The 20,521-nt window shown below is 40.0% G+C and carries 23 protein-coding genes; 11 read left to right on the top strand and 12 right to left on the bottom strand.

Going from position 1 to position 20,521, the window contains the following annotated elements; translation table 11 throughout:
• Window positions 1–70: 70 nt before the first annotated feature.
• The 11 genes from FPK91_RS08965 (at window position 71) to FPK91_RS09015 (ending at window position 10,547) form a co-directional block, all read left to right on the top strand.
• Window positions 71–613 (top strand): hydrolase, encoded by a 543-nt coding sequence (locus FPK91_RS08965; protein WP_144210615.1) that lies wholly within the window; start codon window positions 71–73, stop codon window positions 611–613.
• Between the two features lie 693 nt (window positions 614–1,306).
• Entirely contained in the window at window positions 1,307–1,591 is a 285-nt protein-coding gene (gene atcJ, locus FPK91_RS08970) for a cold adaptation protein ActJcold adaptation protein ActJ (RefSeq protein ID WP_144210617.1), read from the top strand.
• Between the two features lie 7 nt (window positions 1,592–1,598).
• On the top strand, window positions 1,599–2,132 hold the full coding sequence (atcA, locus tag FPK91_RS08975) for a cold adaptation protein AtcA (protein WP_144210619.1): 534 nt from the start codon (window positions 1,599–1,601) through the stop codon (window positions 2,130–2,132).
• Entirely contained in the window at window positions 2,132–2,890 is a 759-nt protein-coding gene (gene atcB / locus FPK91_RS08980; protein ID WP_144210620.1) for a cold adaptation protein AtcB, read from the top strand. The genes atcA and atcB overlap by 1 nt, the downstream gene beginning before the upstream one ends.
• Before the next feature lie 12 nt (window positions 2,891–2,902).
• Window positions 2,903–3,802, top strand: coding sequence for a cold adaptation protein AtcC (atcC, locus tag FPK91_RS08985; RefSeq protein ID WP_144210622.1), 900 nt, complete (start codon window positions 2,903–2,905; stop codon window positions 3,800–3,802).
• Between the two features lie 203 nt (window positions 3,803–4,005).
• Entirely contained in the window at window positions 4,006–5,346 is a 1,341-nt protein-coding gene (locus FPK91_RS08990) for an ABC1 kinase family protein (RefSeq protein ID WP_144210624.1), read from the top strand.
• A gap of 117 nt (window positions 5,347–5,463) precedes the next feature.
• A complete protein-coding gene (locus FPK91_RS08995) occupies window positions 5,464–5,847 on the top strand; it encodes a VOC family protein (RefSeq protein ID WP_144210626.1) in 384 nt (127 codons plus the stop codon).
• Window positions 5,848–6,161: 314 nt separating this feature from the next.
• A complete protein-coding gene (bla, locus tag FPK91_RS09000) occupies window positions 6,162–6,941 on the top strand; it encodes a subclass B1 metallo-beta-lactamase (RefSeq protein ID WP_144210628.1) in 780 nt (259 codons plus the stop codon).
• A gap of 78 nt (window positions 6,942–7,019) precedes the next feature.
• Complete coding sequence (locus FPK91_RS09005) at window positions 7,020–8,759, top strand: RluA family pseudouridine synthase (RefSeq protein WP_144210630.1); 1,740 nt, start codon at window positions 7,020–7,022, stop codon at window positions 8,757–8,759.
• Window positions 8,760–9,033: 274 nt separating this feature from the next.
• Window positions 9,034–9,453: a DUF4339 domain-containing protein gene (locus tag FPK91_RS09010; RefSeq protein WP_144210632.1), complete on the top strand. Its 420-nt coding sequence runs from the start codon at window positions 9,034–9,036 to the stop codon at window positions 9,451–9,453.
• A 74-nt stretch (window positions 9,454–9,527) separates the two neighbouring features.
• Window positions 9,528–10,547 (top strand): DUF4339 domain-containing protein, encoded by a 1,020-nt coding sequence (locus tag FPK91_RS09015; protein WP_144210634.1) that lies wholly within the window; start codon window positions 9,528–9,530, stop codon window positions 10,545–10,547.
• Window positions 10,548–10,696: 149 nt separating this feature from the next.
• On the opposite strand, the gene ybaK is transcribed toward FPK91_RS09015, so the two are convergent.
• From ybaK to FPK91_RS09070, 12 genes are all read right to left on the bottom strand, one after another.
• Window positions 10,697–11,167 carry a Cys-tRNA(Pro) deacylase gene (gene ybaK / locus FPK91_RS09020; protein WP_144210636.1) on the bottom strand — a complete coding sequence of 157 codons (471 nt, stop codon included), beginning with the start codon at window positions 11,165–11,167 and terminating at the stop codon, window positions 10,697–10,699.
• Window positions 11,168–11,277: 110 nt separating this feature from the next.
• Entirely contained in the window at window positions 11,278–11,442 is a 165-nt protein-coding gene (locus tag FPK91_RS20910) for a hypothetical protein (RefSeq protein ID WP_158638071.1), read from the bottom strand.
• A gap of 123 nt (window positions 11,443–11,565) precedes the next feature.
• Window positions 11,566–12,015 (bottom strand): VOC family protein, encoded by a 450-nt coding sequence (locus FPK91_RS09025; RefSeq protein ID WP_144210638.1) that lies wholly within the window; start codon window positions 12,013–12,015, stop codon window positions 11,566–11,568.
• Window positions 12,016–12,089: 74 nt separating this feature from the next.
• A complete protein-coding gene (locus tag FPK91_RS09030; RefSeq protein ID WP_144210640.1) occupies window positions 12,090–12,770 on the bottom strand; it encodes a Type 1 glutamine amidotransferase-like domain-containing protein in 681 nt (226 codons plus the stop codon).
• Between the two features lie 60 nt (window positions 12,771–12,830).
• Complete coding sequence (locus tag FPK91_RS09035) at window positions 12,831–13,067, bottom strand: DUF1059 domain-containing protein (protein ID WP_144210642.1); 237 nt, start codon at window positions 13,065–13,067, stop codon at window positions 12,831–12,833.
• Window positions 13,068–13,230: 163 nt separating this feature from the next.
• Window positions 13,231–13,878 (bottom strand): cob(I)yrinic acid a,c-diamide adenosyltransferase, encoded by a 648-nt coding sequence (gene cobO, locus FPK91_RS09040; RefSeq protein ID WP_144210644.1) that lies wholly within the window; start codon window positions 13,876–13,878, stop codon window positions 13,231–13,233.
• The gene (locus tag FPK91_RS09045; protein WP_144214277.1) at window positions 13,878–15,473 is read right to left on the bottom strand and encodes a cobyric acid synthase; all 1,596 of its coding nucleotides are present in this window, start codon (window positions 15,471–15,473) and stop codon (window positions 13,878–13,880) included. Before FPK91_RS09045 ends, cobO begins: the two co-directional genes overlap by 1 nt.
• 253 nt (window positions 15,474–15,726) lie before the next feature.
• Complete coding sequence (gene cobU, locus FPK91_RS09050) at window positions 15,727–16,278, bottom strand: bifunctional adenosylcobinamide kinase/adenosylcobinamide-phosphate guanylyltransferase (protein WP_144210646.1); 552 nt, start codon at window positions 16,276–16,278, stop codon at window positions 15,727–15,729.
• 73 nt (window positions 16,279–16,351) lie between these two features.
• Complete coding sequence (locus FPK91_RS09055; protein WP_144210648.1) at window positions 16,352–17,212, bottom strand: adenosylcobinamide-GDP ribazoletransferase; 861 nt, start codon at window positions 17,210–17,212, stop codon at window positions 16,352–16,354.
• 84 nt (window positions 17,213–17,296) lie between these two features.
• Entirely contained in the window at window positions 17,297–18,385 is a 1,089-nt protein-coding gene (gene cobT / locus FPK91_RS09060; protein WP_144210650.1) for a nicotinate-nucleotide--dimethylbenzimidazole phosphoribosyltransferase, read from the bottom strand.
• Window positions 18,386–18,410: 25 nt separating this feature from the next.
• On the bottom strand, window positions 18,411–19,553 hold the full coding sequence (locus tag FPK91_RS09065) for a FecCD family ABC transporter permease (RefSeq protein ID WP_144210652.1): 1,143 nt from the start codon (window positions 19,551–19,553) through the stop codon (window positions 18,411–18,413).
• Window positions 19,550–20,446, bottom strand: coding sequence for an ABC transporter ATP-binding protein (locus FPK91_RS09070; protein WP_144210654.1), 897 nt, complete (start codon window positions 20,444–20,446; stop codon window positions 19,550–19,552). Before FPK91_RS09070 ends, FPK91_RS09065 begins: the two co-directional genes overlap by 4 nt.
• Between the last annotated feature and the right edge of the window lie 75 nt (window positions 20,447–20,521).

Here is a 20,521-nt window from a genome sequence, read left to right on the forward strand (position 1 = left end):
GAGGTGATTAACGTTTAATCTAAGTGACGTTCATTTTGAATTTCATTGTCGAGTCAGGATAGGAGTGTTTATGTTAACTGCAGATCAATCGGTGCTTGTCATTGTAGATGTTCAAGGAAAACTAGCGCAAGTCATGCAGCAGTCAACCGCCTTGCATCAGCAACTATCCACCTTAATCCAAGGGGCACAATTGTTTGATATTCCTATCCTATGGGTTGAACAGTTACCTGATAAATTAGGTGGCACTACACCTGAGTTAAGTGAGCTTTTATCTAAAACGACCCGCGTGATTGCTAAATCTCATTTTAGCGCTTGGCAATGTTCCGAGTTCCAGCAACAACTCACCGGCTTGAACCGAAAAAATATCATTTTAGCGGGCATTGAAACCCACGTATGCGTTTATCAAACATGTCAGGATTTACTGGCTAATCGTTATCAAGTTCAGTTGGTTGCTGATGCTGTTTCATCAAGAATTGAAGCAAATAAAGCCTTAGGCATTCAGATGATGATCAATATGGGCGCTAAACTTACCAATACCGAATCATGCTTATTTGAGTTACAACATCAAGCTACTGGTGAGCGCTTTAAAGCATTACTTAAGTTAATTAAATAGTGCTTGATGTAGAACCGAGCCACTCATATTAGAATTACATAGCAACTCATGACAAATGTCATCAACTCTCATGACGATAATCACTGATATTATCCAACGGGTTTGCATAAACTAACTCCATTAACGATAAAGAAATATCAATGAAAGTCTAAAAACTAAGGAGTAGAATATGGGTTGGGAACATGTAGTGATTATGGCGATGATTGTTGGTGCAATTAATTCAGTTATCCCGGTTATTTTGGCTCTAATTGAAAAAGATAAGCAGTAACGATTAAATGACTTACGACGAAATATATGGCGAACTCATACTTAGCAATATTGCATATCTATGAACTTATCAATTGCGCTTAAATACAGACCGATTGATAGATTTTAGGGTTGCTCTTAAGTATAGTTCTTCATTGATTTCTTTGACCAATTCACCCTAGTTTCATGACGATTATCAATAGACCCCATGCCTTCTTCAAGTCTCCCAATGCGTCAACATCAGCTCAATATCAAGTTAGCATCTGCACAACTTCAGCTAAAATAGAATGAATTTCTTTCAAAATTGACCACCGTATTTTGTAATAGGCTAAACTTACTGATAGTTTTATGGAAAACGCTGGTTTTCTGTTATTATTTGCAACCAAATAATCATAATTTATTGGATTAGCACTCGTCTATCCACGTTCATTTGCCATAGGTAGAAATATGATTAACCACTTCACAGTCCTCGGTGTTAAAGCCAGTGCCAAAGAAGACGAAATAAAAAAAGCCTATAAACGTTTATCAAATAAGTTTCACCCCGATAAACTGCTTAACGCGTCAGAAGAAGAAAAACATCAAGCAGCAGATCAGTTGCAACGGGTTAAAAATGCCTATGATGTTTTATCAGATAAGAAATTAAGAACAGCATTTATTAAAGATTTTAATAATGTCATCGTAACCAATCCTACAGCGGCAATGACCGAGCTGTGGGACCAATTTTATTCTTGAGAAACCCATGAGCCAAACACTGAACATCTCACGCATTAATGAGTTAAAAAATAATGCATTTGATAATATCGAATCGTATAACGATCCTGATACACCTGATGCATTAGCTAAATTCACTGACTCAATGAAAGAGATTTTATTAGCCGACCCGTCGATGTTAGCTGCTGTACCAGAGTATTTACCTGTAGCCTTATTTAATCGCATTCGTTTTTCTGACGAAGCTAAAATCAAATGGGCAAGCTGGATTGATACCGCGACATTACCGACCTGGGACGATTTTAAAGTTACCGTTCAGTTCAATAATGCTGATGTTCCGCTGGTACTTGCTGTACGCAAATACTCAGAAGAGCTGTTAATTGAAAGTTGTGCCGTGGTTTATCTGCTTAATACTCAAGATAACGTGGTTGCGCCAACGAAGTCTTTTGCTTCATCTGAAGGTGGCGATAGCGACGATGGTTATGATCCATATAACAATGATGACGAACAACAAGGCGAAGATGAAGAAGGTTATTACGACCAATATGATGATGAGGAAAGTTAATGAACAATCTTATTGAACTTGCCGCAGCTGAGATTAAAGAGCTCGCTGACGTTGAGCCACAACAAGCAAGTAAACGATTCGAAATCATTGCTAACACAATGAATGATGAACAGCTTGTTGATGTTATCGAGCATATGGATATAGTTACCTTAACTCAAATCAATAGTCATCATGATATTTCATGTCCGTCGATCATGTCTGAGCTAATGACGCCAGAACAAATTCGCGACATAGTGTGTCAGCAACCTCTTTATTGGGAAGAAAAAGTTAAAACCAATGTCGATGAGTTAATGCATCATACCTTTGAGTTTTTAACCTACCTTATCCGTATTCAAGGTACTGAAGAAAAACAAGCCGCTATTTTAGAATGTATTGCTGATGATCCTGCTGGGCTATTTTATTTATCGATTCCCTTTATTGAATTGATTTTAGCGCCATCGGGCGAAACAGACCACAACACTATTTTTGATTCTTATGATGACGAAGATGATGGTGAAACGGTCGGTTATGACACATGGCAAACAGATGAAGAAGCCCATAGTCTCGCGATGGATGATCCACGCAGTTTATTAGCGTTAATTCATCAAATCACGCCTGAAGTGGCTAAGTCGATTAAGAACCTCCTGCGCAATGAAAGCTCAGGTTGGGAACAAATCATTGGTAAATTCGTTAATGAGCTTGTATTGCAAGCCAAAGAGAAAAACGAAGTTGAAGATGAATATGCTGAAGTCGATGATATGTTTACTTTTCTTGATTAAGGAAACCAGTTAATGCAGTTAGCATTACGTGATAACAACCAAGGCCCGTACTTTAGTCGGGTGCTTGAGTATGGTCGTAACGAGACACTATTAACTGATGAGCATGTCACTCAGATAAAATCGAAAGCGATTTTAATGAGCTTAAAACTTGCTGACAAGTTCTACAACAAGCACAAAATGCATTTACTTGAGCACGCTGCCCATGATGTTATTGGCGTAGTGAGTTTAGGCCTTATTGCCTTAACAGGTCATGAACCTGTAGGCTCAATCAATTTGCTCAAAACCCCTGATGGCGTGATGAAATGCTTCCAGAAAGGTTGGAGCATGTTGACTACGGTGAGCAAGCACATGCACGGCAGTGAGCAGTCACTCTATGGTGATATCAACCCCATTCTCATGGAAAAAATATCTACCCCGCCAGACACTGAAGAATGGCTAGGTTGGCAAGATTACCAAAAGGCACTCACTGACCATAAAAGCCAAGAAGCAACTCAGGTGTTACTTGAGACGTTTTACTCAAAAGTGGAGCTTGATCCACTCTTTAGTCTTGGGCTTGAAAGTGTCCTTGCCGAAGCCGTGTTATATCGAATCATGTTCGATGATGCTCGCGTCCGTGAAGATATGAAAAAGCGTCTGCGTAGAATTGCATTAGATGATAAGTGGTTCAGTGTTGAAGTCATTCAAATTCACACCGACCGAGCGTTGAAACTGTTACCAGAATCATTAGCAGAGGCGATTCGCCAAGACTTAGGTAAACATTTTTACCAAGAGTTATTGCGAACGCTTAAGTTTGCCAAGAAATACCGTGAACTCGCTCTTGATGATGCCAGTCCTGAAAAGCTTGAACGTTATGAGCAAAAACACGGCTTACAAAGTGTGTTACTGGGTTGGCAAGATACAATTGAGTTCTAGCAGATAAACTCTCATATAGCGACTTTAGCTGGGCTAAAGACATCATCGCACAACACTAAAGGGTAATTTATTTACCCTTTTTTTTGCTTTAAACTTCTGATCTAAATATCAATATTTCTCGTACTATTACCCATGTTATAGAGGGTATGAATAACTAAATCAGTTTGAATCAAATATAAAATTCAGAAGTATCGGAGTAGTCCATGAGTAGAGATGTTGCTGAAAGAAATAATGGGGCGAATGTTGCCAAGGTCCCCAGTAGTCGATTATCTCGATTAGGAAAAATCGGCTCTCTTGCATCGCGACTGGCAGGCAATGTCATTTATGAAGGCGCGAAGCAACTCAGTAAAGGCCAATCTCCTAAACTTCAACAATTGATACTCACCCCAAAAAATATGACTCAAGTGGCTGAAAAGCTCTCTCAGCTTCGCGGCGCTGCCATGAAAGTGGGTCAGATGATTTCAATGGATAGTGGCGACATCCTCCCGCCTGAAATCAGTGAAATCTTATCAAAATTACGCGATGACGCCAAAGCCATGCCTCATAAACAACTGGTTGAAATGTTAAAGCAACAATGGGGGCTGGATTGGCTAGCGCCTTTCGCGCAATTTGAATTACGCCCTTTTGCAGCGGCCTCTATTGGTCAGGTACATTTAGCGTATTTAGACAGTGGTGAAAAACTTGCTGTAAAAATTCAATATCCAGGCATAAAAGACAGTATCGACAGCGATATTGATAATGTCGCCACACTATTAAAAGTGGCGCAATTAGTCCCTGATAATGTGCAATTTGATAAGTTATTGTCAGAAGCTAAAGCGCAATTGCACCATGAAGCAGATTATTGTTATGAAGCTAAATTATTACAGCAATATCGACATTGGATTGGCGATAATGAACACTTTATAGTGCCAAAGGTATACTCCGAACTCAGCACCGACAGTATTCTGGTGATGGAGTTTATCGAGGGTGTTCCAATAGAGTCAGTACTGACAATGGAACAAAGCATTCGAGATAATGTCGCCACCCGTTTACTCAGTCTATTTTTAGACGAATTATTTACCTTCAAACTGGTGCAGACAGATCCTAATTTTGCCAACTTCATGTATCAGGTAGAGTCGGAAAAAATTGTACTATTAGATTTTGGCGCCACACGCAGTATTTCGGATAATTTATCCAGCGGTTACAACATGCTTATGCAAGGCGCAATGACCAGTGACAGTGAACTGATGACTCAAGCTGCGGCGCAAATAGGTTTCTTTCAAAAGGAAATAACCCCAGAGCAGCAGCTAGTGATTGTCGATATTTTCCATCAAGCTTGCGAGCCACTGCGTTGTGAAGGCGAATATAACTTTGCTGAAAGCAATCTTGCCAAACGTATCACTGAGTCAGCAAAAGCCATGAGCACCAAACCTGATGAATGGCATACCCCGCCTACCGATGCCATTTTTGTACATAGAAAACTCGCAGGCATATACTTACTCGCCTCTCGTATCAAAGCTAAAATTGATGTTAAAGCGTTATTCTTGAATCATCAAAAGACATAATGAGAGGGATATTGCATAAAGGATTGTTTAATAGAAAAACAGTCCCATATCTAATGATAACCCTACACAAAGAACAAATTATCAAGAGTCCATTCAGACTCAAACAAGGAGAGTGACATGTTCAGCCACATCATGATCGGCAGTAACGATATAGAAAAGTCAAAAGCATTCTACGATGCAACCTTCGCGGTTTTAGGTTATGAACCTGGCGTCATCGATGAAAAAGGTCGTTGTTTTTACTTCACTGAAAGCGGTATTTTTGCCATAACCAAACCGATTAATGGCGAGCCATCCACTCATGGTAACGGCACCACCATAGGTTTCAGCGTTAAAGATGCTGCCCAAGGAGATAAATGGCATGAAGTAGGCGCTGCAAATGGTGGTACACCTTGTGAAGAGCCTCCAGGCGTACGTTCAAACCCTGCAATGAATTTGTACCTGGCTTACTTACTTGATCCTTCTGGCAATAAAATTTGCGTACTGCATCGACTTCCGAAGTAACTGTACACGTACTTTTTATGACTAGGTACACGCTTCAGTAAACGGCGATGACTTGAAAGCACATAGCGTTTATAACTCGTCGCTATGTGTTTTTTTACGTTAGCCAACTCATTAAGTTACAGCGATGCCATTTGTTTATTCAATCGTTATTCCTTCCCAAAACTGGTATCGATTGAAAAGCCTATCTATCATTTGAAAGTACAAATACATCAATTGTCGTTCACTTAAATATTTCGCAATAATTGATTCACTCCACCATCTTACCGACCAATGAGTTAAACTCTCCCCACTACGACTTTGACAGAGACATCACAATGAAATTGGGTATTTCGTTATTCCTAGCTTATATTTTACTTCTTGCCCCCCATACACTCGCTAGCCAAATACAGCTTGAAAACGGTGTTGACTTGAGTGAGACGACAAAAGGCCAATTGTCAGTAAAGCAACTCATCGACAATGTGTTTCAGTTTACTTCTTACTTCCATACTCAAGACTACGGTTTCGTTTCAGCTAATGGGTTAGTCGTTATTGATGACACTGATGCCTACATGATTGATACCCCGTGGACAGAAACAGACACCATTAAATTGGTTAGTTGGATTAAAGAACAAGGCTTTGAGCTAAAAGCCAGTGTCTCAACTCATTCACATGATGATCGCTCTGCAGGGATTGGCTATTTAAATTCAATCAAGGTCGATACCTATGTTTCTGAACTGACTAATTCACTGTTAAAGGCCGATAATAAGGCCTTAGCAAAGCATGCTTTTTCAGGCGATAGCCTCTACCTAGCCAATAACCTCATTGAGGTGCGCTATTTCGGTGCTGGTCATACCCAAGATAATTTGGTGGTTTGGCTACCTCAATCAAAATTGTTATATGGCGGTTGCTTGATCAAAAGTCAGCGTAGCCAAAGTATGGGCTATATCGCTGAAGCCTCACTAGCTGAATGGCCAAATACCATAGACAAAGCTAAATCTCGCTATAATGATGCCGTTATTGTCGTACCCGGTCATGGGAGAAATGGCGGTTTAGAAATACTCGACCATACCCAAGCCTTAATCGCTGAAGAAGTTAAAAATAATCAGCTAAAATAAATAAACTGCTAAGCACCTTAAATATTATGCTCTTTATTAGGCTTATGTTTTCATTCATTGAAATAAGAATCTGTAAAAATGCCAACTGATAATCGCCATCGTTTTATACCTTTTGCTACTGACATAAGCGCACATTCGCTACCAGCAAAGTTTACATTCCCTTTTTATTATCAGCCGCATCCATTAGCAATAGTTGCAGCCGAACAACTGCAGCAACATTTGCTACACCAAACAGATTGGCAGCATAATTTTGGCACTACTGATTCAGACAAAGAACTCTCAGCTCAGAGTGAAACACGAGCTCAATGCGAATCGACAAAATCACTTCCTCCAATAGGTAAAATGTTCGGGGTATTGGTCGTCAGGAATGCCGAAGGAGAATTAGGCTTTTTATCTGCATTCTCTGGTAAATTAGCTGACCAAAACTTGTGGCCACAGTTTGTGCCACCGGTATTTGATATGCTCACCAAGGATAGTTTTTTTCAACAAGAAAACGTTGAGATAAATCAGCTCAATACGCAACTAACCTCCTTAGAGAATGAGCCATTACGCCAGCAATTAACGACTAAGCTAGCAGATATGCAGCAGCAAGCAGACTCGGCCATTGCGACTCATAGATCGTTAATGATCGAAAATAGAAAGCAACGTAAAGCCCAGCGTGCAACAGTTGAAAATCTCACTGAAGCTGAATTTACGACACTCTCTATTGAAATGAGTAGACAAAGTGTCAGTGATAAAAAGCAACTTAGTGACTTAAAAGAGTATTGGGAAAAGCAACTGTCATTAATATCAGATCCTTTAGCAAAGCTAGAAAGTGCAATTTTAAGCATAAAACAGCAACGAAAAAAGCAATCTAATGCCCTGCAGCATAAGCTATTCGCACAATATGATTTTCTCAATATCTTAGGAAAAAAAAGCGATCTCAATACGATCTTTAAAGATGCCCCCAATCATCTCCCACCAGCGGGCGCTGGAGAATGCGCCGCACCAAAATTACTGCAATATGCTTTCGCTAATAATCTCACACCTATAACCATGGCCGAATTTTGGTGGGGAATATCACCAAAATCAGAAATTAAACAACATAAAAACTATTACCCTGCATGCCATGGAAAGTGTCGCCCCATCTTAGCTCACATGCTTAAAGGGCTAGATGTTGATGATAATCCATTACTCACCAATCCCGCTGAAGGCGTGCCTCTGCCTATCCTTTATCAAGATGAAGACATTGTCATTGTGAATAAACCAGCAGAGTTCTTATCCGTCCCAGGAAAGAATATTGCCGACTCAGTATTTAGTAGAATGAAGCAAAAGTTCCCCCAAGCAACGGGACCATTGATCGTCCATAGGTTAGACATGTCTACTTCTGGTTTAATGGTGATAGCCTTATCAAAAGAAGCCAATAAACACTTAGTACAACAGTTTATAAATCGAACAGTAATTAAGCGATATATTGCAAAGATCGATGGGATCCCTAAATTTGATCGAGGCGAGATCTCACTCCCGTTAAGAGTGGATTTGGACGATCGACCAAAACAATTGGTTTGTTATCAGCATGGAAAACACGCAGAGACATATTGGGAAAAAGTACAAGAAACAAACAATTCGTGCTTGATTCATTTATACCCCAAGACAGGTAGAACTCATCAATTAAGAGTACATTGTGCACATTTCAATGGATTAAACATGCCTATATTAGGTGATGATTTATATGGAAAAACCGCACACAGACTGCATTTGCATGCTCAATACCTTTCATTAAATCATCCAAAAACTAATCAGAAAATGATCTTTGAAGTTAACGCTGATTTCGAATAACGCAAAAATTAAAACACTAGTTTTAAACGAACGGATGAATTAGTGTCAATTTTTTGTCTCTTTTTGAGGCAAATAAAGTCTCATTTATCAGCATTTGCAAGTAGATATGTTAACCATTATCAGTTAATGTAACTACTTCGTACGATATCAGGTTTAATTGATAACAACCCAATAAGCTAACGTTTATTCGTTTAAATATTCAAGTCACCAACAAGCTGTTGATTATATTAATAAAACTTTGGCTTACTGCACTATTTAAGGAAAAAAGTGGACTATGAAAGAGTGGTATTTCTCAAATGATGGTGAAATCAGCGGACCTCTTAGGCTTGCTGAATCCAATAAGTTTATTGCGTCAAATCCAAATGTTTATGCGTGGCATCCATCTTATGCGCAATGGGTTCCAGTTAGTGATATTGAAGAGTTCGATATTGCTATAACTCCTCCTCCCGCACCAGCTGAAATACCTCAACAACTGATTGAGCATTTCACCGCTAAAGAGCGAGAGTTGAACGTAGCTCTAGGTAGAATTGATAATACAATTCAAACAATTAGTGCTTCAATGTCCGATATTGATCGCGATACTAATCGTTTTAAAGTCACCACTAAAGAATTAAACGATAAAGTAGAAGCAACCCTAAGAAGCGTTAATGAACAATATGCTGCATTACAGAAAACACTGACCGGTGTGAGCTGATTGAGTAGATAAAGTTTACTACTCTTATTTGCATATAACATTTGTTTAAAACTTAAAAAAATAAGAATACGATTATGAAAAAATGGTTTTTTTCAAAAAATGGCAAAATATCAGGGCCATTTACAGAAGTTGAAGCAAAAGAATTTTTACTCAATGATGGTAATTGTTACGGATGGCATCCATCATTTACACAGTGGAAGCCTGCAGGCAGCATACCCGAATTTGCTGCAATAGTTCCTTCTGTCACTCCACCAGCTGAAATTCCTCAAGCATTGATTGAAGAATTTGCCGCAAAAGATAAATCTATTCAAACTAAGCTGCGTAGCATGGAAGAAAGCGTTATTTCTACCAAAGCATACCTACTCGAGTTTGAACAAGAAATTAGCAATTATAAAAAGTTAACTAATAATCTTAATGATGAAGTAAAAAATAATATTAGTCCTTTTGAAAATAAATATAATTCGTTCCAAAGTTCATTTGATGAACTCGTCGGTGCGTTATCAATTGCTAAAACTGAAGTCACCGAAGTTGTTACTGAATTCAACCAACGTGTTAATAAGCGATTAGCAGAAAGTGGTTCACCTACCAAAGCTAAATCTACGATACAAAGGGATCCTGTCAGTTCAGCAACCTTAACCGTTGATAATGTTTCAGAAATTAGTGACCAAATACAAAGAGCTTTAGCTGATAGCATGATGTCAGCAGTTGCAGAAGCTGACAATTCAGAGCTAACAGCTCAAAAATCGTTAGACCCTGTTGCAGTAGCACCTAAGAAAGCAAAAGAAAAAACCAAGATTGATAAAATTGAATTCTCTGAAGACATCACTGCTGAGTCAAACTCTCCAGTTGAAGATAAACCAGCTGGATTATCCGGTGTAAGTAATATCTTCAAGTCTGTCTTCAAGGGGGATCCTAAGACACCGCCAAAAAAGTCAGAAACGCCGGATGAAGTAGCACAACTGGCTAAATCGAACAAAGCTACCACCGATAATAATGAATCTAATAATGTTAAAGGTGAAGTTGTAGAAACGGAAGATGAAAAAGAAGCAAGAATGAGACGCCGAAGAAGACGCACTCATTACGTTGCATCATAAGAGATAATTTTATTTTTATCTCTTATGAGTTCCGAACATTAGAATCTTACATTTAGATTGTTAATTTGCTTATCGCTGATTCGATTTAGACAAGAATAACAAAGGCCTATTAATTTATTAATAGGCCTTTTCTTTACCTGTAATATCAGCTACTCACAGCCGATATTAGCAAATACACCTTGGGTGAACTGTTGTAAGTATAAAGGACAAAGTGAGATTTCTAAACCTCTGCGACCTCCACTCACAAATACTTGCTTAAAATGCTTCGCAGAACTATCTATCACTGTTTTTAACCGCTTTTTCTGCCCTAAAGGGCTAACACCACCCAATATATAGCCCGTTGATTTTTCTACTGCTGATATATCAGCCATTATTGCTTTTTTGGCGCCCATTGCTTTTGCAATTAACTTTAGATTCAACATCGCCGTCATGGGGACAACTGCCACCACCAGCTCTTTGTTATCTATTGCCACCACTAAGGTTTTAAATACCTGTTCAGCAGGTACCCCTAACTTTTCTACCGCTTCGCCACCGTAAGATTCCACACTACTATCATGCGTATACTCGACAATCTCATAAGGAATTTTATGTTTATTCAACATATTGATGGCAGGAGTCATAAAATCACCTTTGATAAGCCAATGTTATACGGCGCTATAATACCTAGTAGCTAATACCTAGTCGCTAATACCTAGTAGCTAACGCTGATAAGCAAAATTAGAGAATGATACTATTGCGCTTTCGCCATTAGATAAAGAAACAAAAAGAAGCCGCCTATCAACAATGTGCCAACGATAATCATCACGGTTAATGTTTTAGAGGTCTTCGCTGACTCGCCTAGTTCTTTTAAAGAATTTACACCTAGCGCTAAAAATAAACCTTCAAGAATTTCCATTTAATACGTCCCTGTTTTAGATGAGTTTTAATTATCTATCAACGGGAAATAATAAGTAATAATTTGTTAACTATGATTAATTTAAGTGTCAGGTTTTAGCGACTATTTTATCTTTATCTAGCTTTATCTAACTTTAGCATTGGCAATTTCTTGATACTCAAAACTGGTAATTTCAAAAGGGTTACCATCTGGATCGGCAAAGTAAATCGACCAAGTAATATCATGGTCACTTTCAGTATAGTTGATTTGAAATGAAGCTAAATGTTGCTGCCATAAAACGTAGTTCTCAGCATCAACACCAAATGCTACCGTGGTATATTTAGGATTAATACTCTCAAACAATGCTAAATGTATATCACCTAATTTAATCGTCAGCGGACCGCCATCTTTGCTCCAAAAAGCGAGTTCTTCAATCACCTCAAAACCTAATACTTGTTGATACCAAATTAATGCTTTGGCTCTATCTCGAACATAGATATGTATATGATCGATACGATTAAGTGTGGGCTTATTAGCGCTAAGGGAATTGACTAAATGAGGATTAGTGGCTGTGCTTTGTTTCATTGAAGACATATGAACTCCGTTAAACCTAAAATGACGAGCCCTAGTTTACGTTTGCAAACTGCCGATTTTTTAGTTAGTTGTCGCTAACCGAATATCCAAGTAGGCGATCCGAACTCGATCAATTGATTGTTTATCACCACTACAGCATCATTATCAGAACACATACATAAAGATTGTTGTTTGAGTTGTTGATATTGGTTAAATGGTAATAGTGCTGATGGCTGTTCTACATCAGTGACTAAATGAGGCTCAAAATGAGGCTCAAAATGAGGCACGTAATGAAATGATATTAAACCTATGCCGTCAGTATCATCTAACTGCACATTATTACTGTCACCGCATAATGGCGCAGAATCAATAGAAGGGGTCATGATCATAGCACCTGCACTGACGCCGATAATCGCAGGACGATTACAATCTGCAGTAAGCAATTGATAAAGTAATTTATCGATACCACGCTGTTTAAGCCAATATAAAAACCGATAAGTATCACCGCCAGATAAATAAATTACTCCAGCTGAACGTAACATATCGATCGATGCGGGATCGTAATCAGCTTCAAGATCAATATAGGTAACGCTTTCAATCCCTAAGCTGTTAAACATTGTCGCAACGGGCTTAAAATACTCTCGCTGAGCATCAGGTTCAGAGGCAATGTATACCACACCAGCTTGTTGCTGAGCTATTGATAATGACGTCACAATAGCTGCTATAGCTTGTTGTGACGCATTAGATGTTCCATCACTTAACAGTGCTAACTTCATCTTGGTTGTAAATCCTTTTACTATTTTCCCATCACGCTTATTAAAAGTGTACTTTAACGATTAATCTTCCGCTAAAGCGTCAAACTGCTTTCTTTTATCATCCATAAACTGCTGCATTGCTGCAGGGTCTTGCATCAAATGTGACATTTGCGACATTACCAACATATGTGGTGCATCTTGTTGTTGAAACATCGCCATTGCATGCATTTTACTCTGCTCTACCATTTGCTCAAATGTCTCAGCATGGAATACTTCTTCACAAGCACCACCAAGTTGTTTACATGTCATTGTTTTCATTATTATCTCCATAATTTATATCCTCAATAACGCGTGAGCATTAATTGATACAACTAATTTAAGTGTTTTAGGGTAAACGTTATCGAAGCACTGAGGAAATTAGTACTCAAAATTGCTTAGCAGCAGATATTAACCTAATTTATCTATTCAGCATAAAAAACGATTAATAATCAAAACCCAGTTGTGCCTTTATGCCGTCATTAAACGCATGTTTAATCGGTTGCACTTCACTGACGGTATCAGCTAATTCAATGATTTCGCGGTGACACGCACGTCCTGTAATAATGACGTGTTGCATTGGCGGGCGGTTGCTAAGTGCGTTTATGACTCGCTCTAAATCAACGTAATGGTAGCTCACCATGTAGGTAAGTTCATCTAACAGGATTAGATTGACTGACTCATCTTGGAGCAGTTTTTCAGCTTCAAGCCATGCTTCAGTCGCCGCTTTAGTGTCTTTTTCTTTGTCTTGGGTTTCCCAGGTAAAACCTGTACCCATGACATGAAACTCAACACCAGCACCTTCTAATAAATTGCGTTCGCCGCAGGCCCAAGTGCCTTTAATAAATTGCACAACAGCCGCTTTATGTCCATGACCAACAGCTCGAGCAACCGAACCAAAACCTGAAGTCGATTTACCTTTACCGTTACCCGTCAGGACTAACAAAATGCCTTTTTCATCTTGTGCTGCGGCAATTTTTGCATCAACACCTTGTTTGACTTTTTGCTGACGCACTTTGTGACGCTGTGCTTTATTGGCATCGATCTCACTAGTTTCGTTTTGGTTTTCGTTCTGGTTTTCGTTATCACTCATTAGAGACTTCCTGTTAATTTATCCATATCTAAATGCGCTTCAAGCACATCTGCTAATCGTTCTAATTGTTGTTCACGTATCTGGTTTATATCAATGCTCTTCGCTTGAGCAAGCCCTGCCCACTTTAAAATAAGTTCACATGCTTCAGGGCTATCAAATAGGCCATGTACATAGGTCGCGAGTATTTGATTATCATCGCTGAGTAAGCCTTCTTCATACACTGTATCAATGTGCTGAGATTGTAATTTGATAGGCTCGGCTAATGTTGAACTTGAAGCTAATGTTGAACTTGAGGCTTGTGTGTCACGATTTACTTTTTGAGTAATACCACAATGAATCTCATAACCTTGTATTTCAGCTGTATGGTCATTTAGCGATAAGTGACCACTTACTTTGCACAACGTTTTATCAGCAGTCAATGTGGTATTAACAGGTAGTAACCCGAGTCCAGTGCTACTGCCAGCAATATCCTCAATGGCATCAGGGTCGTGAATGTTTTGCCCTAGCATTTGATAACCACCACAAATGCCTATCACTTTACCGCCGTAACGTAAGTGCTTATTAACCTCGATATCCCAGCCTTGCTGGCGCATGAATTCGAGATCGGCTCTGACGTTTTTACTGCCCGGTAATATGATTAAATCCACTTGAGGAAAATCTGGATTACTGGCTTGGGTTTGCAGACTCTGATAATGAAACTCAACATAAGGGTTTAACCGTAATGGGTCGAAATCCGTATGATTACTAATTCTTGGAAACACTAGCACCAGTACTTTGAGCTTACGATTAATCACTGCTGCATCTTCTGAAACTAAAGCATTGTCTGAACTCGAAGCATTATCTGAATTCAAATCATCCTCTGCTTTCCCGTGGGAATCAATTAGCGCATCTTCAGCATCTAAATGTAAATCATGTAGATAAGGTAACACCCCAAATACGGGTTTATTAGTGTAGTTTTCAAGCCAATCAATACCTGGTTGTAATAAGCTAATATCACCGCGAAAACGGTTAATAACAAAGCCTTTTACCCTTTGTTGCTCGGTTTCACTTAACAGCGCCAAAGTACCAACGAGATGGGCAAACACGCCACCTTTATCAATATCAGCAATAATGATCACCGGGCAGTCGACTACTTCAGCAAAGCCCATGTTGGCGATATCACCTTCACGTAAATTAATTTCAGCAGGACTACCAGCACCTTCAACAACAACCAGTTGATATTGATTAGTTAATCGCTCAAAAGATTGTAATACCGCGTCCATAGCAACGGATTTATAGTCACGACTTTCAGGGCCAAAAAAGGCGTTAGCTTCTAATGTCGTTAACGCTTTACCATGGATAATGACCTGCGCTCCAGTATCACTACTGGGCTTTAATAATACCGGATTAAAATCCGTGTGGGGCTCGAGGTTACAAGCGACCGCTTGTAAAGCTTGCGCACGGCCAATTTCGCCGCCATCAGTGGTGACCGCACTATTTAATGCCATATTTTGTGGTTTAAATGGCGCAACCTTGGTCCCTTGTCGCGAAAATACACGGCATAACCCGGCGACTAAGGTACTTTTCCCCGCATCTGATGTTGTGCCCTGCACCATCAATGTTGATGCTTCACCAGCGTTGTATTTAAATGCTGACGTATCATAAATAGGGATAGTAATATTCTTGGTCACTTTAAGGCTTCTCGGGGTGATGTTTCGTTTGTCATTTTCATTGTGATGGTCATTTTAATTGTGATTATGATTCTGGCTAGAAAGCAGATTGAAGGTGACAGACACAAGCTGGCTAAGATAGGTTAGACCCATCAGCAGTAAGCTTTTAAATATTAAAATATAAGCGCGACAGGTTTGCTTAGCGTTTAAGTTCAAGCGGAAGTCCTGCCACCACCAAGGTGACCTTATCTGCAACCTGAGCAATCGCTTGATTTAACCAACCTGCTTCATCGGTAAATCTGCGACTTAACTCACCTAGCGGCACAATGCCGGAACCGACTTCGTTACTCACTAGAATAACTTGGCCTTGTAACGAGGTTAAACAAGCCATTAATGCTTGTTTCTGTTGTTGCCATAAATCGTCTACGCCATCACGGTGCGTTTCTTCACATGCCACCAAATAGTTAGTCAAATACAAAGTAAGGCAATCAACAAATAATACGGTATTTGGGGCATCGTAATGCTTCAAGGTACAGGCTAATGCCAACGGGCTTTCAACGAGTTTCCAATCGATATTTGAATCAAGTCGATCTTGCTGATGCCGCTTAATTCTTAGCGCCATTTCATCGTCTAATGCTGTTGCCGTCGCAATATAAACACAGCGATGACCTTGCTGAGCAAAAGGCTCTGCAAGTGATTCACCATATCGGCTTTTACCTGAACGAGCGCCACCAAGGACGAGATGGATCATGTACTGTTTCCTATATGAAATATGACAATATGACTTACTAGCATTAGTAGTGAGTCATATTAAGTATTCACTGTTAATTCAGACCAATTGATAAAAAAATACCGTAGCAAAATAGTTCGCTAATTTGTTGCGCTGCGCCTAATGTATCACCGGTATAACCACCGATTTGACGCTTAAAACCCCATATTAATGCTTGTCTTAATGTAGCTAAAATCAGTAATAATACAAACGCGACCATACCATTTAAACAGGCTAACACCACAAAACCGCTCAAACATAGAATGAGTAAATCATTCATCTGCTGATGCTGCGCTAAAGGTTTGGATTTACTGCCGTCATCTTCAGTCACATACTGCTCTGAATAAATAATACTTGCAGCAACAACACGACTTAATGAATGAGCAACGATAATGGCAACCACGGCTTTAATCGGGCTATACAATGCAATTTCAACTAATAGCTGCCATTTAAGTAACAAGCAAAGTACCAAGGCTAAAGACCCATAAGTCCCTATCCGTGAGTCTTTCATAATGCGTAATTTATCAGCAACTTTCCATCCACCGCCAAAACCATCAGCAGTATCAGCAAGGCCATCTTCATGAAAGCCACCAGTGACTAATACGCCCATTATTATCGCTAAGATCACTGCTACGTTGTTAGGGAGTACAAACTGACTCGCCCAAAAAACTGCAGCACTTAAGCCACCAACCAATAAACCCACCACACCAAAATAGCGACTGGCTTGATTCAACTTTTCACTATCAAAATCAACCCAAGCAGGCACAGGAATACGAGTAAAAAAGCTCAGTGCGATAAGAAACAAGTTCAACTGTTTTTGCAGCGTACCTGTATTTTTCGGCGCTGAGTCATTTGACTCTTCAGAGCTATTTTTCAAGGTCTCATTTACTGGCTCTTTCGATGGCTCTTGTTGCATAACTTATCCTGTAGTTATCTATCCGCGTTTCAGTAAATGTATCGGCACACAAAGCACTAAATCACATGCGATTAGCTCAAATACTTATACGACTGACTTAACTCCTGCATTTTCGAAACTGGCCATATCATTATAAAAATTCACCGCGGCTTCAATCATAGGTATCGCTAATGCAGCGCCTGTGCCCTCGCCTAATCTAAAACCTAAATGCAGTAACGGTTTAGCATTGAGTGCAGCTAGCATTTTTATGTGCCCTTGTTCATCCGATTGATGAGCAAAGATTAAATAATCTCTTACATCAGTATGTAATTTAACGGCAACAAGTGCGGCGGCTGTAGCAATAAAACCATCAATCACTACCAACATTTTTTTCTCTGCCGCGGCTAAAATAGCACCCGTCATTTGCACAATTTCAAAACCACCGACACAAGCAAGCACATTGACGGGATCAGAGAACTTACTGCGATGAAGATTTAATGCCACACCCAATAGTTCGGTTTTCAGTGCGAAGGTTTGATCGTCGATACCGGTACCACGGCCAACACAATCTTTAATATCTAGCGATAACAGCGCAGCCATTATTGCAGCAGCAGAAGACGTATTCCCAATCCCCATTTCACCAAGCGCAATAAGGTTGCAGCCAGAATCATAATGGCGCTGCACTACTTCACTTGCGTAGCTAAAACCATCTTTTACCGCCATTAAACTCATGGCTTCTTTTTTATGAATGGCTTCAGTGCCATTTCCTAAACGATGTTGCGTAATGCTAGGGTCATCAATTGGCGTCAACATGCCACAATCAATCACTTCAAGGTTCAAACCCATTTGACGACAAAAAACATTAATAGCCGCGCCGCCACTGGCAAAATTAGCCACCATTTGTTTGGTCACTTCACTTGGTGCAATTGAAACGCCATGAGCAGCAATGCCGTGATCGCCCGCAAACACCAGCATAGCGGGTTTGTTAATGCTCAACTTATGCTTATTCATATTGAACTTAGGTTTAATGCTGGAGCTGTTTTTCATATCGGCTTGCTGAGTAAGCTGAACCTGAGCAATCTGTTTTGCTAGCCCTTCCAGTAAACCTAATGCACCTAATGGCTTGGTTTTTTGATCGATACGCTGCTGTATTTGTTCATCGTGAATATGACTGACTGGATCTACTGCAAACATCTATAACTCTCCAAAAACTGCAACTTCATCGACGATGACGTAATACAAAAAGAAAAAATACACTACCAATAGCCGCAGTAATAATGCCTACGGGCAACTCTTGATTACCTAATAAACAACGCGCCAACACATCAATCCACACCATAAATAAACCGCCTACTAATGCGGTCATCATGATGGGTTGTTGCCCTGGATATAATAATCTGACTGTATGCGGGATCATCAAGCCGACAAAACCAATGCCACCACAACTTGCCACTAAGGTAGCGGTTATCAATGAACACAGGATCAACATGGCCAAGCGGATTTTTACAACGTTAACCCCTAAAGAATGAGCCGTTTCATCGCCTGTTTGAATCGCCACCACCTGACGTTTAAACGCTAAAATAATTAAAATGCTACACGACACCACCACGGACGGAATGATTAACCCTCCCCAACTGGCTTTTGCAAAACTACCAAGACTCCAAAACAACACTGAAGCCGCCGCCTGGGGGCTGGAGAAATACAATACCAAGCTGGTTAATGCACCAAACATAAAGGAGGTCGCAACCCCAGATAACAACATTCGCTCGACTTGACTTGTACGCCCAAAACCTGACAGCCCAAGTACCAATAACACTGACAGACTCGATCCTATAAATGCGCCCACAGGCAAACTTAAAGAAGACCAAGACCACCATGCATCGTTAGTCATTATTCCAGAACGTAGAATCGCACTGGCAAGGTGACTGCTCGATTCTGATAACCACTGCTGAACTAAACCTTGGCTACCAAAAAAACTCAGCACTAATACTGCGCCAAAAGATGCCCCAGAACTAATACCAAATAAATACGGATCAGCCAAAGGGTTACGTGTGACAGTTTGTAATACACTCCCTGCTAACGCTAAGCCCGCGCCCGCAACAAAAGCTAATATAATTCGAGGAAAGCGCAGCTCAAATACAATGCGCTGTGTTAGTGAATCAGTTTCATCTGCGCCAAATGCCATATTTGAAAATAAGCTCATAACTTGATCAAAGCTAATGTTAGCTGCGCCATAGCTGGCGGCCGCAATAGGAGTAATCAATGTCACTAATGCGGTAACAAACAATAAAAGTTTATGTTTAAAACTAATACGAGTTTTAGTTGATGTAGTCACTTGATGAGAGGAAGTCGTGGATATCATTTATCAGCCTCATCGTTTGATTGCGATGAGTCGTCAACTTGCGATGAGTTTTTAGCTGATTTGGACTGGGATTCACTCGCACAAATCTCCCCATGAGCCGTCATAACATGATGACTTTCATAACCATAAAAGTAAGTGATCAAAGGTTTACCATGTTGCGGGTGACGGGATATCTGACAACAAACATCAAATACCTCTCCTAGAATTTTTTCGGTTAACACTTCATCTGGTAGGCCTTGGGCGATACATTTGCCTTTATCAAGTAACAGCAATCTATCGCACACAGCGCTGGCTAAATTAAGATCATGAATAGAGGCAATGACACTGATGTCGAGTTGTCTGACTAACTCAAGAATCTGAATCTGATAACGAATATCTAAATGATTAGTCGGCTCATCCAAGATTAACAACTGTGGTTTTTGCACGATGGCACGTGCAATTAAAGCCCGCTGTTTTTCACCGCCGGATAACAACTCATATTGCTGAGTAGCTTTATGTTCAAGGCCCACTTTAGCAAGCGCCTTGGCTATATCGTCTCTGTCCGCTTGGGTGTTAGTTTCAAATAAACCTTTATGGGGCGTTAAACCCATAGCCACTAATTGCTCAGTGGTCATATCAAAAAAATGCGGGGATTCTTGCTGAACAACGGCAACCTTGGTCGCTAATTGCTTATGAGAAAAGCGATTAATATTCTGGCCAAATAATTTGATAATGCCAGCATCTTGGGTGATATAGCGATACAGGCAGCGCAGTAAACTTGATTTACCCGCACCGTTTGGGCCAATTAGCCCTAACATCTCACCGTGCTGAACGGCAAAACTGACTTGGGAAAGAATGTCATTGTCTTCGACAGACCAACTGACTTGGTCGACACTTAATGCTGCAGGATTCAAAATAAAAAACCTGTCGGTGTGCACAAAGACATATACCGAGCGTGACAAATGCCAAAGCTCGCTGGGTATGTTGTT

This window comes from Shewanella donghaensis (assembly GCF_007567505.1).
Classification (GTDB): Bacteria; Pseudomonadota; Gammaproteobacteria; order Enterobacterales; family Shewanellaceae; genus Shewanella; species Shewanella donghaensis.

What these genes read in the sequence shown, in the direction of transcription:
- cobO (WP_144210644.1), bottom strand. Translation starts at nt 13,878, where the DNA reads ATGAGTGATAACGAAAACCAGAACGAAAACCAAAACGAAACTAGTGAG.
- FPK91_RS20910 (WP_158638071.1), bottom strand. Translation starts at nt 11,442, where the DNA reads ATGGAAATTCTTGAAGGTTTATTTTTAGCGCTAGGTGTAAATTCTTTA.
- FPK91_RS08995 (WP_144210626.1), top strand. Translation starts at nt 5,464, where the DNA reads ATGTTCAGCCACATCATGATCGGCAGTAACGATATAGAAAAGTCAAAA.
- FPK91_RS09015 (WP_144210634.1), top strand. Translation starts at nt 9,528, where the DNA reads ATGAAAAAATGGTTTTTTTCAAAAAATGGCAAAATATCAGGGCCATTT.
- cobU (WP_144210646.1), bottom strand. Translation starts at nt 16,278, where the DNA reads ATGATCCATCTCGTCCTTGGTGGCGCTCGTTCAGGTAAAAGCCGATAT.
- FPK91_RS09065 (WP_144210652.1), bottom strand. Translation starts at nt 19,553, where the DNA reads ATGATATCCACGACTTCCTCTCATCAAGTGACTACATCAACTAAAACT.
- atcB (WP_144210620.1), top strand. Translation starts at nt 2,132, where the DNA reads ATGAACAATCTTATTGAACTTGCCGCAGCTGAGATTAAAGAGCTCGCT.
- cobT (WP_144210650.1), bottom strand. Translation starts at nt 18,385, where the DNA reads ATGTTTGCAGTAGATCCAGTCAGTCATATTCACGATGAACAAATACAG.
- atcC (WP_144210622.1), top strand. Translation starts at nt 2,903, where the DNA reads ATGCAGTTAGCATTACGTGATAACAACCAAGGCCCGTACTTTAGTCGG.
- atcJ (WP_144210617.1), top strand. Translation starts at nt 1,307, where the DNA reads ATGATTAACCACTTCACAGTCCTCGGTGTTAAAGCCAGTGCCAAAGAA.
- FPK91_RS09030 (WP_144210640.1), bottom strand. Translation starts at nt 12,770, where the DNA reads ATGAAGTTAGCACTGTTAAGTGATGGAACATCTAATGCGTCACAACAA.
- FPK91_RS08965 (WP_144210615.1), top strand. Translation starts at nt 71, where the DNA reads ATGTTAACTGCAGATCAATCGGTGCTTGTCATTGTAGATGTTCAAGGA.
- FPK91_RS08990 (WP_144210624.1), top strand. Translation starts at nt 4,006, where the DNA reads ATGAGTAGAGATGTTGCTGAAAGAAATAATGGGGCGAATGTTGCCAAG.
- ybaK (WP_144210636.1), bottom strand. Translation starts at nt 11,167, where the DNA reads ATGACTCCTGCCATCAATATGTTGAATAAACATAAAATTCCTTATGAG.
- FPK91_RS09025 (WP_144210638.1), bottom strand. Translation starts at nt 12,015, where the DNA reads ATGTCTTCAATGAAACAAAGCACAGCCACTAATCCTCATTTAGTCAAT.
- FPK91_RS09010 (WP_144210632.1), top strand. Translation starts at nt 9,034, where the DNA reads ATGAAAGAGTGGTATTTCTCAAATGATGGTGAAATCAGCGGACCTCTT.
- atcA (WP_144210619.1), top strand. Translation starts at nt 1,599, where the DNA reads ATGAGCCAAACACTGAACATCTCACGCATTAATGAGTTAAAAAATAAT.
- bla (WP_144210628.1), top strand. Translation starts at nt 6,162, where the DNA reads ATGAAATTGGGTATTTCGTTATTCCTAGCTTATATTTTACTTCTTGCC.
- FPK91_RS09005 (WP_144210630.1), top strand. Translation starts at nt 7,020, where the DNA reads ATGCCAACTGATAATCGCCATCGTTTTATACCTTTTGCTACTGACATA.
- FPK91_RS09055 (WP_144210648.1), bottom strand. Translation starts at nt 17,212, where the DNA reads ATGCAACAAGAGCCATCGAAAGAGCCAGTAAATGAGACCTTGAAAAAT.
- FPK91_RS09045 (WP_144214277.1), bottom strand. Translation starts at nt 15,473, where the DNA reads ATGGTGCAGGGCACAACATCAGATGCGGGGAAAAGTACCTTAGTCGCC.
- FPK91_RS09035 (WP_144210642.1), bottom strand. Translation starts at nt 13,067, where the DNA reads ATGAAAACAATGACATGTAAACAACTTGGTGGTGCTTGTGAAGAAGTA.